Raw genomic sequence first — 12,989 nt, forward strand, 5'->3', positions numbered from 1 at the left:
GACGGGTCCGCCCGCGATTATCGACGTTCGGCGGGCCCGACCGATGGGCCGACGGGGTGACAGGCGGGTCGACTCAAGCGCCCCAGGGGTCCTCGTCGGGGTGGTCGGGTTCCGGGGGTTCCTCGACCGGCCAGTCCTCGTCCGCCGACGGCGCAGTCGGCTGCGGGGGTGTCTCGGAAGCGGCCCCGTCGTTCCCCGCGACGGCCGCCAGCACCCCCGCCCCGTACTTCGCGAGCTTGTTCTCCCCGACCCCGCTGACCGTGCCGAGGGCGGCGGGGGAGCTCGGCGCGAGCGTGGCGATCGCGCGCAGCGTGGCGTCGTGGAAGATCACGTACGCCGGGACGCCCTGCTCCTTCGCGGTCGCGGCGCGCCAGGCCCGGAGCCGCTCGAACACCGGGGCCGCGCCGGCCGGCAGGTCCGCCGCGGGGACCGTGGAGCGGGCGGAGCGGCGGGTCCGCGTGCGCTCGGGGTCCTTGCGAAGCATCACCTGGCGCTCGCCTTTGAGCACGGCGGAGCTGCCGTCCGTGAGCTGCAGCGTGTTGTAGGCCCCGCCGACCTCGAGGAGCCCGCGCGCCAGCAGCTGCCGCACGACGCCGCGCCACTCCTGCTCGGACAGCTCGGTGCCGATGCCGAAGGTGGAGAGCTGGTCGTGCCGGGACTGCTCGACCTTCGCGGTGCGCTTGCCGACGAGGATGTCGACGACCTGCCCGGCGCCGAAGCTCTGGTTCCGCTCGCGCTTGAGCCGCCACACCGTGGACAGCAGCTTCTGGGCCGGGACGGTGCCGTCCCAGGACTCGGCCGGGGTGAGGCAGGTGTCGCAGTTGCCGCACGGCTCGGTCTTCTCGGAGAAGTACGCGAGCAGCTGCACCCGCCGGCACTCGACGGTCTCGCACAGCGCGAGCATCGCGTCGAGGTGCTGGCCCAGCCGCCGCTTGTGCGCCTGGTCGCCCTCGGAGTCGTCGATCATCTTGCGCTGCTGCACGACGTCGGCCAGCCCGTAGGCCAGCCACGCCGTGGACGGCAGCCCGTCCCGGCCCGCGCGGCCGGTCTCCTGGTAGTAGCCCTCGACGGACTTGGGCAGGTCGAGGTGGGCGACGAACCGGACGTCCGGCTTGTCGATGCCCATCCCGAAGGCGATGGTCGCGCACATGACCAGGCCCTCTTCGCGGAGGAACCGGGCCTGGTGCTCGCGGCGGACCCCGGCGTCGAGCCCCGCGTGGTAGGGGAGGGCCGGCACGCCCTGGCCCTGCAGGAACTCCGCGGTCTGCTCCACCGACTTGCGCGACAGGCAGTAGACGATGCCCGAGTCGCCGGGGTGCTCGGTGCGGATGAGGTCGAGCAGCTGCCGGCGCGGCTCGGCCTTCGGCGCGATCCGGTACTGGATGTTGGGCCGGTCGAAGCTGGCGACGACCTGCTTGGCCCCGGTGAGGTCGAGCCGCTCGGCGATCTCCGCGCGGGTGTGCTCGGTGGCCGTCGCCGTGAGCGCGATGCGCGGCACGGCCGGCCAGCGCCGGTGCAGCTCGGAGAGCATCAGGTAGTCCGGCCGGAAGTCGTGGCCCCACTGCGCCACGCAGTGCGCCTCGTCGATCGCGAACAGCGCGATCCCGCCCCGGGCCTCGAGCCGGTCCAGCAGGTCGACGGTCGACCCGACGCGCAGCCGCTCGGGCGCGAGGTAGAGCAGGTCCAGCTCGCCCCCGAGCAGCGCCCGCTCCGTGTCGCGGCGCTCCTCCGGCCCCTGCGTGGAGTTGAGGAACCCGGCCTTCACCCCGAGCGTGCGCAGGGCGTCGACCTGATCCTGCATGAGCGCGATGAGCGGCGAGACCACCACGCCGGTACCGGGCCGGACCAGCGCCGGCACCTGGTAGCAGAGCGACTTGCCGCCGCCGGTGGGCATGAGGACCAGCGCGTCCCCGCCCGCGCAGACGTGCTCCACGACCTCCTGCTGCGGCCCCCGGAACGCCTCGTAGCCGAAGACCCGGTGGAGCACCTCGAGCGCGGGGGCGGGGGGAGCGGTCACGGCGCGATCGTAAAGGCCGGCACCGACGGTCCGGGACGGGCACGCGAACGGTCGCGACGACGAGCGGAGGCCGGTGCGTCGTGCAAGAGTCGCCCCATGAGCGACCTGCGCGACGCCGACCTCCTCACCGGCGACTTCTTCGGTTACGGCTCCCTGCTCACCGACGAGGAGCAGAAGATCGTCGGACGCGTCCGCGAGTTCTGCCGGACCGAGATCGCCCCGATCGCGCAGGAGGCCTGGAGCCGCGCCGAGTTCCCGCACGGCATCGTCCCGAAGTTCGCGGAGCTCGACATCGCCGCGCTGCCCTACGACGGGCTCGCGGGCCCGGCCGCGCGCAGGCTGCTGATCGGGTTCGTCTCGCTGGAGCTGGCGCACACCGACGCCTCGCTGAACAGCTTCTTCGGCATCCACAACGGGCTCGCGATGGGCAGCATCGACCTCTGCGGCTCCGACGAGCAGCGCGAGCGCTGGCTCCCCGCCATGGCCCGGATGGAGCAGATCGGTGCCTTCGGCCTCACCGAACCGCACGGCGGGTCCGACGTCGCGCAGGGCCTGGAGACCACCGCCCGGCGCGAGGGCGACACCTGGGTCCTGAACGGCGAGAAGCGCTGGATCGGCAACGCGACCTTCGCCGATCTCGTCGTGATCTGGGCCCGCGACGAGGCCGACGACGCGGTGAAGGGCTTCGTCGTGCACAAGGACAACCCGGGCATGACGGCCACGAAGATCGAGAACAAGATCGCGCTGCGCACCGTGCAGAACGCCGACATCGTCCTCACCGACTGCCGCGTCCCCGAGGAGGACCGGCTGCAGCGAGCCAGTTCGTTCAAGGACACCAACGGGGTGCTCCGCCGGACGCGCGGCGGCGTGGCGTGGGGCGCCACCGGCACGATGATCGGCGCGTACGAGGCCGCGCTCGCCTACAGCAAGGAGCGGGAGCAGTTCGGCCGGCCGATCGGCGGGTTCCAGCTGGTCCAGGACCTGCTGGTGCGCATGCTGGGCAACATCACCGCCTCGCTCGGCATGTGCGTGCGGCTGGCCGAGATGCAGGACGCCGGCGAGGCGCGCGACGAGCACGCCGCCCTGGCCAAGGAGTACACGACCACCGCGATGCGCGAGACCGTGGCGCTGGCGCGGCAGGTCGTCGGCGGCAACGGCGTGGTGCTCGACTACGGCGTGGCGAAGTTCTTCGCCGACGCCGAGGCCTTGTACTCCTTCGAGGGCACCCGCGAGATCAACACCCTCGTCGTCGGCCGGGCGATCACCGGCCACTCCGCCTTCGTCCGCTGACCCCGACCGCACTTGTGGTTCCATGATGCGCGTCAGCGCAGGGAGTCCTGCCAGGCGGCGTGGAGGTCGGCGAAGTCGCCGCCGGAGGCGAGGAGCTCGGCCGGGGTGCCGTCCTGCACGATCCGGCCGCCGCCCATCACCAGCACCCGGTCGGCGATCGCGACCGTGGACAGCCGGTGAGCGATGATCAGCGCCGTCCGGTCGGCCAGTACCGTCTCCAGCGCGGCCTGCACCGCCCGCTCCGAGGGGATGTCGAGGCTCGACGTCGCCTCGTCGAGCAACACGACCGCGGGATCGGCCAGCACGACCCGGGCCAGCGAGACCAGCTGCCGCTGCCCGGCCGACAGCCGCCCGCCGCGCTTGCGGACGTCCGTGTCGAGCCCCTCCGGCAGGGCGTGCACGAAGTCCGCCCCGACGGCGTCGACGGCCGCCGCGATCTCCGCGCGCGACGCCCCGGGCCGGCCCATGGCGACGTTGTCCGCCAGCGAACCGGAGAACAGGAAGGGCTCCTGCGTGACCATGACCAGCGCACGGCGCAGGTCCGCGTCGGCGAGCTCGCGCAGGTCCACGCCGTCGAGCAGCACGGCGCCGGTGACCGGGTCGTGGAACCGGGCGGCCAGCTTGGCGAGCGTGGTCTTGCCCGCCCCCGTCTCGCCGACCAGCGCGATCGTCTGCCCGGCCGGCACGGTCAGCGAGAACTCGGGCAGCACGAGCCGCTCGGGCGCCCGCGGGTAGGCGAAGGTGACCCGGCCGAAGGTCAGCTCGCCGCGCACCGGCTCGGGCAGCGCCCGGGGGCGTGCCGGCTCGGGCACCCCGATCGGCGTCTCCAGGACCGAGGCCAGCTTCTCCAGCGCCGCGGCGGCCGACTGGTAGGCGTTCATGAACTGGGCGAGCTGGTCCAGCGGGTCGTAGAAGCGCCGCAGGTAGAGCAGGAACGCGGTGAGCGCGCCCAGCTCGAGTGCCCCGGAGGTGACCCGCAGCGCGCCGAGCAGCAGCACCAGCGCGAGCGTCAGGTTGCCGACGGCCCGCACGCAGGCCACGAACCAGGACAAGGTGAGCAGGGCGTCGGCGTTGGCGTCGCGGTACCGGTGGTTGAGCTGCTCCATGATCGACTCGTTGCGCGCCTCGCGGCGGTAGGCCTGCACCGCGCGGATGCCGTTCATGGACTCGACGAACTGGACGATCACCCGCGCCACCCAGGTGCGGGTGAGCCGGTAGCTCGCCCGGGAGCGGCGCTGGAACCAGCGGGTGAGCAGCGCCAGCGGCACGAACCCGGCCAGTACGACGCCGGCGAGCACCGGGTCGATCAGCAGGAGCAGGACGGTGATCCCGGCCAGCGAGAGCAGGGCGCCCAGCAGGCCGTCGAGCCCCTGCTGCAGCAGGTCGTCGATCGACTCCAGGTCGCTCGTCAAGCGGCTGATCAGCCGGCCCGAGGTGTACGACTCGTGCCACTCCAGGGCGAGCCGCTGCGCGTGCCGGAACACCCGCCGCCGCAGCTCCAGCAGCACGTCCTGGCCGAGCCGGCCGGACAGCAGCAGGAACGCCGCCCGCAGGCCCGCCGAGGCCAGACCGCATGCCGCGTACCCGGCGACCGCCCAGGCCAACGGCGCCGGACGTCCGTCGAGCGCCGCGGGGACGCCGGTGTCCACGGCCAGCGCGACGAGCAGCGGCCCGGTCAGCATCACGGCGTTCTCGACGACCAGGATCAGCAGCGCGAGCGCGACGGCGCCGCGGCGGGGTCGCAGGAGGTCGGCGACGAGCAGGCGGGCGCTGCGGGCCAGCCGCAGCCCGGCGGCCCGGGTGACCTCCTCGCTCTCGTCCCCGATTCCGTGCCAGCCGAGATCGGTGGTGTCGGCGCTCATGCCGCCCCCACCCGGTCGGCGTCGGGGCTGCTCAGCAGGTTCCGGTAGACCGCGTTCGTGGCCAGGAGCGCGCGGTGCGTGCCGACGGCGGTGACCCGGCCGCCCTCCAGCAGCGCGACCCGGTCGGCCAGCTGCACCGTCGACGGCCGGTGGGCCACCACCAGCGCCGTCACCCCGCCGAGCACGCTGCGCAGGGCCGCCTCGACCTCGGCCTCGGTGTGGACGTCGAGGGCCGAGAGGGGATCGTCGAGCACGAGGACGGGCGGGCGGCCGAGCACGGCGCGGGCCAGCGCGAGCCGCTGCCGCTGACCGCCGGACAGGGACAGGCCCTGCTCGCCGATCCGTGTGGCCAGGCCCCAGGGCAGCGCCTCGACGAACCCGGCCGCACCCGCGACCCGCAGGGCCTCCCACACGTCCGCGTCGCTCGCGTCGGGCAGGCCGAGCGCCACGTTCTCCCGCACGCTCGCGGAGATCAGCACCGGGTCCTCGAAGGCCGTGGCGACGGCGGTGCGCAGGTCGGCGAGCCGCAGTCGACGGACGTCGACGCCGTCGAGCAGCACCGCGCCGCCCGTGACGTCAGCGAGCCGGCCGACCAGCGAGGTCAGCACGGTCTTGCCCGAGCCCGTGGCGCCGACCAGGGCCATCGTCTCGCCCGGCTCGACGGCGAGGTCCACCCCGCGCAGCACGTCGGCCTCCGCGCCGTCGTGCCGGAACCGGACCCCGCGGAACTCGACGCGGCCGCGCACGGCGCCGAGGGCGACGGGGTCCGGCGGGTCGACGATCGCCGGCGCGACGTCGCGGACCTCCCAGTACCGGCGGGTCGCGGCGGCGGCGTTCCCGGCCTCGGTGAGCAGCCACCCGAGCGAGGCGATCGGCCAGTACAGGTAGGTCATGATCGTCACGGCCGCGACCAGGGTGCCGACGGTCAGCGCGCCCGTCGCCACGCCCCACGCGCTGATCGCGAGGATGACCGCGATCGCGGCCTCGGGCAGCAGCACGAGCACGCACCACAGCGCCGCCTGCAGCCGCACCTTGCGGAGCTCGGTGCGGCGCAGGCCGCGCGCGCCGGTGACGAACCGGTCGGTGATCTGCCGGCCGCGGCCCAGCGCGCGCAGCACCCGGACGCCGAGCGCGGACTCCTCGACGACGGTCGCGAGATCACCGTCCTGGTCCTGGGCCAGCCGCGCGACCACCGAGTAGCGGCGCTCGAGCCGCAGCGTCAGCACGACCAGCGGCACCGCGACGACGACCACCGCGACCCCGAGCAGCCAGGACAAGGCGCCGAGGATCGCAATGCCGACCAGGGCGGTGATCGTGTTGACGACGAGGAACACGCCGGCGAAGGCCAGGAAGCGGCGGATCGTGGAGAGGTCCTGCACCGCGCGGGACAGCAGCTGGCCGGAGGGCCAGCGGTCGTGGAAGGAGATCGGCAGCCGCTGCAGGTGGGCGTAGAGGTCCGCGCGCATGTCGGCCTCGATGCGGGTGGTCGGGCGCGCGACGATCCGGCGGCGCACCAGCAGCAGGAGGGCCTCGACGAGGCCGAGTGCGAGGACGCCGCCGATCAGCCACGGCAGCGGGGAGAGGTCACCGCGGGCGATCGGCCCGTCGACGATCCGGCGGGTGACCAGCGGGATCACCAGGGCGGCGAGGGTGGCGGCGAGCGCCGCGGCGCCGGAGCCGAGCAGCGCGCCGCGGTGCGGACGGACGTAGGGGGCGAGGCGGCGCAGCGCGGCCAGGGTCGCCGCGGGCCGGATCACGGCCCCGGACGGCTCGGTCGTGGGAGGGTCCTGCGCCTGCACGGTGTCGGGAGAGGCAGGCATGGTTTCGACCACGCTACGAAGTCGCCGGCGCCGGCGCATCCGAGTTGCGGCGGGTTCGCCGTGGGCCGAGCCGTGCATGCGTGTGTCGATCACCACCCGACCGTGCGACCTGAACCGCGGTCGAGGTCAAGGGCGGGCCGGGCGGCGCGGGTGTCGGCGGCGGTCCGGTGTAGTAGACCTGTGCGCAGGAGGGGTTTCCCCAGCGGAAGGACCAGCGTGGACCTGAAGATCGGTTACAAGGCCTCGGCGGAGCAGTTCGGGCCCCGTGACCTGGTGGAGTATGCGGTGCGGGCCGAGGAGGTGGGCCTGGACAGCGTGTGGGTCTCGGACCACTTCCTGCCGTGGCGGCACGAGGGCGGGCACGCGCCGTCGGCGCTGACGTGGATGGCGGCCGTGGGGGAGCGCACCCGCCGGGTGCAGATCGGCACGAGCGTGACCACGCCGACGTTCCGCTACAACCCGGCCGTGATGGCGCAGACCTTCGCCACCATGGCGCTGCTCTACGACAACCGGATCATCCTCGGCGCGGGCACCGGCGAGGCGCTCAACGAGATCGCGGTGTCGGGCATGGAGTGGCCGGAGTTCAAGGAGCGGTTCGCGCGGCTGCGCGAGGCCGTGCGGCTGATGCGCGCGCTGTGGACCGACACGAACGTCGACTTCGAGGGCGACTACTACACGCTCGTCAACGCGTCGATCTACGACCGGCCGGAGAAGCCGGTGCCGGTCTACATCGCCGCCGGCGGGCCGGTGGTGGCGCGCTACGCGGGCCGCTCCGGCGAGGGCTTCATCTGCACCTCGGGCAAGGGCATGGACCTCTACACCGAGAAGCTGATCCCGGCGGTCAAGGAGGGCGCGGAGAAGGAGTCGCGGTCCTTCGAGGACATCGACCGGACCATCGAGATCAAGCTCTCCTACGACCGGGACGCCGACGCGGCGCTCGAGAACACCCGCTTCTGGGCGCCGCTGTCGCTGACCGCCGAGCAGAAGCACACGGTGGACTCGGCGGAGGAGATGGAGCGGCTGGCCGACGAGCTGCCGATCGAGCAGGTCGCCAAGCGCTGGATCGTGGCGAGCGACCCGGACGAGGCCGTCGCGCAGATCAAGCCGTACCTCGACGCCGGGCTCAACCACCTGGTCGTCCACGGCCCCGGCCACGACCAGGAGCGGTTCCTCACCCAGTTCGCCGAGGACGTCGTGCCGAAGCTGCGCGCCCTGGCCTGACCGTGAGGATGGCGTGGCCGGCCCGGTGTCGGGTGCCTCACCCGAGGCGATCGTTCCGTCCGGTCAGCGCTGACCGTTAGTCTGCCGGGGTCGACGGGGACGCGCCCCGGGTGAGGAGCGGTGGGATGAGCGGTGCGAGCGGGAGCCCCGTGGTGGCGCAGGACGGGCGCGTGCTGCGCTGTCGGGTGACGGCGGGCAAGGCCGGCGCGCTCGACGGCCCGGCGATGGCCGAGGTCGCCGAGGCGCTGCGCGGGCTCGGCACCCTCGAGGAGGCGGCCGAGCGGGGGATCGGCGCGGTCCAGCTCGCGCACGACGGCGGCAACTTCTGCGCGGGCGGGGACGTCCGCTCCTTCGCGGCCGCGGAGGACCGCGGCGCGTTCGTGCGCGAGGTCGCCGACCTGTTCCACGAGATGCTCGGGGCCTACGTCCGGTGCGCCGTCCCGACGGTGGCCGGCGTGCAGGGCTGGGCCGCCGGCGCAGGGATGAGCCTCGTGCTGGCCACGGACGTGGTCGTCGTCGGGACCTCCACGCGGATCCGGCCCGCCTACCCCGCGATCGGCTTCTCGCCCGACGGCGGGATGAGCTGGACGCTGCCGCGGATCGTCGGCCTTGGCCGGGCCCGGCACATCCTGCTGTCCGACCAGGTGCTCACCGCCGAGGACATGCTGTCGCTGGGCATCGCGTCGGTGCTGGCCGACGACACCGAGCTGGCCGCCGAGGCCGAGGCGACGGCGTACCGGCTGGCCCAGGGGCCCACGGCGGCGCTCGGCCGGATCAAGCGGCTGCTCGCCGGGACGTTCGACCACGACCTGCGGACCCACCTCGACGCCGAGGCGGCGTCGATCTCCGCCAGCGCCGCCGGGCCGGAGGGGGCCGAGGGGCTCACCGCGTTCGGCGAGAAGCGGGCGCCCCGCTTCCACGGCTGACCGGCGCGGGTCACGCACCGAGCCTGTTTGCCGCGCGCGCGCCCGGGGGATACCAGGCGAGGCGACCGAATCCGGTGCGCCACCGTCGATCCCCGGGGGCACTCCGCTCGTGAACGTGCACGGCCCGCAGCGCGGCGTCCCGGCCGCACCGACCGCTGCACCGACCGCGCAGGGCGCGGCCGACCGGCGGCCGGTGCGAGCGGTACCGGACGAGCTGCGCATCGTCCGCACGGCCGTGGCCGACGAGCTCTCCGGCATCCGCACCGCCGTGTCCCGGTGGGGCCGGCGTGCGGGCCTGTCCGCCGACGTGCTCGTCGACCTGCTCCTCGCTGTGGGGGAGGCTGCGGCCAACGCCGTCGACCACGCCTACCGCGGTGGCCCGCCCGGTCCGGTGGAGGTCGACGTGCAGCTGCGCCGGCGCCGCTCCGGGAGCGTCGTCGCCGCGCGGATCTCCGACCAGGGGCGCTGGCGGCCGGCCACGGCGGGGGCGGTCCGGGACCGCGGCCGCGGGCTGCCGATGATCCGGGCGCTGGCGGCGCACCTCGACGTCGTCGCCACGGGCCGGGGGACCGAGGTCTGCCTCGAGCTGGCCCTCCCGGACTGACCGGGCCCGGGAACGCCGGAACCCCGGCCGCGGGGCGACCGGGGTTCCGGGAGAAACGGGACGGGCGGGCTCAGCGGCCGGGCACCGACCCGCCGGAGACCAGGCGACGCGGGGCACCGGGTGTGGCCGGGCGCGCGGCGCGCAGGCCCGGCAGGACCACGGCGGAGCGCTGCACCGGGCGACGGAACCCGCCCATCGAGGGCCGCATCGGCCAGGCGCCGGCGAACGGGAACAGGCCCTCCAGGCCCGCGCTCTCCGGCCCGACGCTCGTGCGGAGCAGCTCCTGGAACGCGTCGTACTGGGCGACCGCCTCGACGACGTCGCCCTTGGCCAGCAGCGCCTCGACCAGGGCCCGGCGCGCGCTCTCCCGGCTCGGGGCGGCGGCCACGGCGATCTCGGCGATCTGCACGGCGTCGGCGAACAGGCCGGCCGCCGTCAGCTTGAGGGAGACCTCCTCCAGCGCGGCGAGCCGGAGCTGGCGGAAGCGTTCGCGCTCGACGGCGATCCACGGGGAGGTCCACGCGGGCAGGATGTCCTCGGACAGCAGGTCGACCGCGGGACGCTCGGTGAGGCGACCGCCGCCGTTGAAGGCGCGGACCAGGAGCATCGCGTCGGACAGGTCGACCTCGACCTCGTCCGCCAGGGCGACCGGGGCGGCCTCGTCGGCCGGGTCGCCCACGAGCAGGCCCGGTACGTCGATGCCGGTCAGCGCCTCGGCGAGCAGGCGGCGGGCGGCCTCGGCCGGTACGCCCGGCCAGAGGTCGGCGGCGAGGCCGGCGCGCGGCTGCGGCCGGCGGTGCACGGCCAGGTACGCGACGACGCGGCGGGAGTCAACACTCAACGGCACGGTGGTGCCGTCCGAGGTGAGACCGAACGATCCGAGCACCGTGATGCGGTGGCCCGGACACTCAGTGAGGGATCGGCGGTGACCGTCAGACATGGTTATCCCGACTTGTGGTGGTACTCGACTGATGACCCGTGGGCACGCCTCGTGGGTGGGCTCCGTGCCGCCGAACAGTGTTCTCCCGACGACCCGGATTGCCAAGAGGCTGTTTCGTCACAGTTACGATCTGCACGTACCTAATTGACAATCCGCAGGTACAGCCGTAGTGGTGACGTCCGGGGCGATCTTAACGCAGCCCTCGGGACACGGCCGGGGGACCCCCGGCGGGCCGATCACGGGGTCGCGTGCAGCCGGACGTGTGTTCCCCTGCGGTCCTGCCACACGTGCAACAGGTCGCAGAGCTGCCGCGCGATCCACACCCCGCGCCCGCGCGGCTCCGCGGGGTGCGGCGCGGTCAGGCCGGGCAACGGTTCGTCGAGGTCGCCGGTGTCGTGCACCTCGCAGACCAGGCCGCCCGCCGTGGCCCACAGCTGGATCTCCGCCTGCGGTGCCCCGTGCTCGACGGCGTTGGTGGCGACCTCGTTCACGGCCAGCACCAGGTCCTCGGACCGGACCGGGTCGAAGCCCAGGGCGGGCGCGAGCCGCGCGACCATGCGGCGGACCTCGTGCAGCTGCCAGGAGTTGTACCGGTAGGTGAGGTCCGGCGGGCCCAGGACCAGCGGCGCGGCGCGCTCCCGCCCGCGGAGCACCTCCATCGGGCAGCGGTGCTCGGGGTTGTGCCGCAGCCCGCCGTCGTCGAGCACGTACGGGTGGTTGGCCCGGGCGCCCTCGAGCACCTCGAGGTGGAGCGGCCAGGCCGGGTAGAGGCAGACGAGGTCCACCGGCAGGTCGGCCAGCGAGACGTTGAGCGCGGCGTCGAGCTCGGTCCAGTAGCCGCCGTCGACGCCGTCGTGCGCCGGGTCGTGCCCGCACAGCACGGTGACGCCGGCGTCGCTCTGCACGAGCGAGCGCAGCTCCCGGGCCCAGGTCGCGGCCGTGGTCTGCCCCGAGCCGCCGGACGCGCCGAAGGGCGCCGTCAACGCGACGACGCCGGCGTGCCCGACCGCGTCGAACACCGCCTTCCCGACGGCGGGCGGCACGGCCACGGCGAGCTGCTCGCCGCGGCGGACGGTGGCCCGGGCGAACGCGACGGCCCGCGTGAGCTGGTCCTCCGTCCCGTCGTGGAACTCCACGGCGTGCCGCAGCCGGGTGTGCGCGGGGACGCGGGACTCGACCTTCATCCGGCCGCCCCCTCGGTGGCGGGCTCGCGCCGGGGGTCCTCGTCGACGGCGTCGGATGCGTCGGACGCGTCGGTCTTCTCGGTGTCGTCGGGCGCGTCCTGCTCCGGCCGGGACCCGTTCCCCACCGCCTCGGGCTCGGCCCCGGCGACCCGCCGCTCGCGCGGACCGTGCGGCCCGTCCGCGGACTCGGGCAGCCGGACCGGGGGCTGGCGGGCCTCGCGGACCAGCAGCTGGGTCGCGAACGGCGCCCCGCACCGGTCGAGCACCCGCTGGACGCCGGGCCGGACGTCCCCGAGCACCAGCCGGTGGCTGCTCGGGAACTCCTCGGCCGCGTGCACCAGGGCGACCGCGCCGGCCACGTCGATGAACCGCAGGGAGGCCAGGTTGAGCTCGATGTCCGTGGGCGCGTCGGCCGAGCGCAGCGCCCGGTCCAGCGTGTCCGTGATCAGCTTGTGGATCACCGGGCGGTTGCTGTGGTCGGCCTCGCCGGCGAGCCGCACGGCGGTGACGCCGGTCTGGGTGATCCGCAGCAGGCCGTCGTCGTAGGCGGCGGGGGCGGTGAGCTCCTCGCGGTGCGCCGCCCGCATCCGCTCGATCTGCTCCTGCGTGTAGTGCCCGTGGTCGTAGAGGCACAGCGCGGCGAGCCGGCGCTCGCGGACGACGTCGTCGAGCGCGGCGTCGTAGGCCGTCATCGGGATGCCCGCGGGGGCGTCGGCGCCGTAGCTCATCTGCCCGGTCATGCGGAAGCCGGACCAGCCCTGGGCGACGGAGCCGTCGACATAGGAGTGCAGCAGGGCGCGGACGTCGGCGACGGGGGAGCGGAAGGCGCCGCGGGTGACGTCGGCGGGCACGACCTGCAGCTGACCGCTCCGGAGCGTGGCGGCGACCGGCATGCGGTCCTCGGTCAGCCGGTCGAGGACCCGCTCGGAGGTGCCGTCGTCGAAGTAGACGACCTTCTCGTTGCGGCGGAGGCCGCCGGAGAGGAACCGGGCCGTGAGCTCCCAGAGCTGCTCGTCGCTGACCGGCACGGCGCAGGCGTGGTCGCCGGACGCCAGATCCTCTGCCGCTCGCACGCTCATGTCTCTCGCTCGCTGCTCGTGACCAGATCACCACCCTACGGGCGCC

The 12,989-nt window shown here is 74.3% G+C and carries 10 protein-coding genes; 4 read left to right on the top strand and 6 right to left on the bottom strand.

The window, feature by feature from the left end:
- Nucleotides 1-73: 73 nt before the first annotated feature.
- Complete coding sequence (gene recQ, locus ACQP04_RS18135) at nucleotides 74-2,017, bottom strand: DNA helicase RecQ (protein WP_433508211.1); 1,944 nt, start codon at nucleotides 2,015-2,017, stop codon at nucleotides 74-76.
- Between the two features lie 96 nt (nucleotides 2,018-2,113).
- On the opposite strand from recQ, the gene ACQP04_RS18140 reads away from it, so the two are divergent.
- Entirely contained in the window at nucleotides 2,114-3,307 is a 1,194-nt protein-coding gene (locus ACQP04_RS18140) for an acyl-CoA dehydrogenase family protein (RefSeq protein ID WP_433508212.1), read from the top strand.
- A 32-nt stretch (nucleotides 3,308-3,339) separates the two neighbouring features.
- On the opposite strand, the gene ACQP04_RS18145 is transcribed toward ACQP04_RS18140, so the two are convergent.
- Both ACQP04_RS18145 and ACQP04_RS18150 read right to left on the bottom strand, forming a co-directional pair.
- Complete coding sequence (locus tag ACQP04_RS18145; RefSeq protein WP_433508213.1) at nucleotides 3,340-5,169, bottom strand: ABC transporter ATP-binding protein; 1,830 nt, start codon at nucleotides 5,167-5,169, stop codon at nucleotides 3,340-3,342.
- On the bottom strand, nucleotides 5,166-6,989 hold the full coding sequence (locus ACQP04_RS18150; protein WP_433508214.1) for an ABC transporter ATP-binding protein: 1,824 nt from the start codon (nucleotides 6,987-6,989) through the stop codon (nucleotides 5,166-5,168). Before ACQP04_RS18150 ends, ACQP04_RS18145 begins: the two co-directional genes overlap by 4 nt.
- Nucleotides 6,990-7,205: 216 nt before the next feature.
- Here ACQP04_RS18150 and fgd point away from each other — a divergent pair, with 216 nt between their 5' ends.
- The 3 genes from fgd (at nucleotide 7,206) to ACQP04_RS18165 (ending at nucleotide 9,740) form a co-directional block, all read left to right on the top strand.
- On the top strand, nucleotides 7,206-8,210 hold the full coding sequence (gene fgd, locus ACQP04_RS18155; RefSeq protein ID WP_433508215.1) for a glucose-6-phosphate dehydrogenase (coenzyme-F420): 1,005 nt from the start codon (nucleotides 7,206-7,208) through the stop codon (nucleotides 8,208-8,210).
- 125 nt (nucleotides 8,211-8,335) lie between these two features.
- Nucleotides 8,336-9,136 (top strand): enoyl-CoA hydratase/isomerase family protein, encoded by an 801-nt coding sequence (locus ACQP04_RS18160; protein WP_433508216.1) that lies wholly within the window; start codon nucleotides 8,336-8,338, stop codon nucleotides 9,134-9,136.
- A 109-nt stretch (nucleotides 9,137-9,245) separates the two neighbouring features.
- Nucleotides 9,246-9,740, top strand: coding sequence for an ATP-binding protein (locus ACQP04_RS18165; protein WP_433508217.1), 495 nt, complete (start codon nucleotides 9,246-9,248; stop codon nucleotides 9,738-9,740).
- Between the two features lie 70 nt (nucleotides 9,741-9,810).
- Here ACQP04_RS18165 and ACQP04_RS18170 read toward each other — a convergent pair whose 3' ends face one another.
- The 3 genes from ACQP04_RS18170 to ACQP04_RS18180 form a co-directional block, all read right to left on the bottom strand.
- Entirely contained in the window at nucleotides 9,811-10,626 is an 816-nt protein-coding gene (locus ACQP04_RS18170; protein ID WP_433508218.1) for an AfsR/SARP family transcriptional regulator, read from the bottom strand.
- 290 nt (nucleotides 10,627-10,916) lie between these two features.
- Nucleotides 10,917-11,864, bottom strand: coding sequence for an ATP-binding protein (locus tag ACQP04_RS18175; protein WP_433508219.1), 948 nt, complete (start codon nucleotides 11,862-11,864; stop codon nucleotides 10,917-10,919).
- Nucleotides 11,861-12,943 carry an MEDS domain-containing protein gene (locus ACQP04_RS18180; RefSeq protein ID WP_433508220.1) on the bottom strand — a complete coding sequence of 361 codons (1,083 nt, stop codon included), beginning with the start codon at nucleotides 12,941-12,943 and terminating at the stop codon, nucleotides 11,861-11,863. Before ACQP04_RS18180 ends, ACQP04_RS18175 begins: the two co-directional genes overlap by 4 nt.
- Nucleotides 12,944-12,989 lie beyond the last annotated feature (46 nt).

It is taken from the genome of Pseudonocardia halophobica, from assembly GCF_050948485.1.
Taxonomy (GTDB): domain Bacteria; phylum Actinomycetota; class Actinomycetes; order Mycobacteriales; family Pseudonocardiaceae; genus Pseudonocardia; species Pseudonocardia halophobica.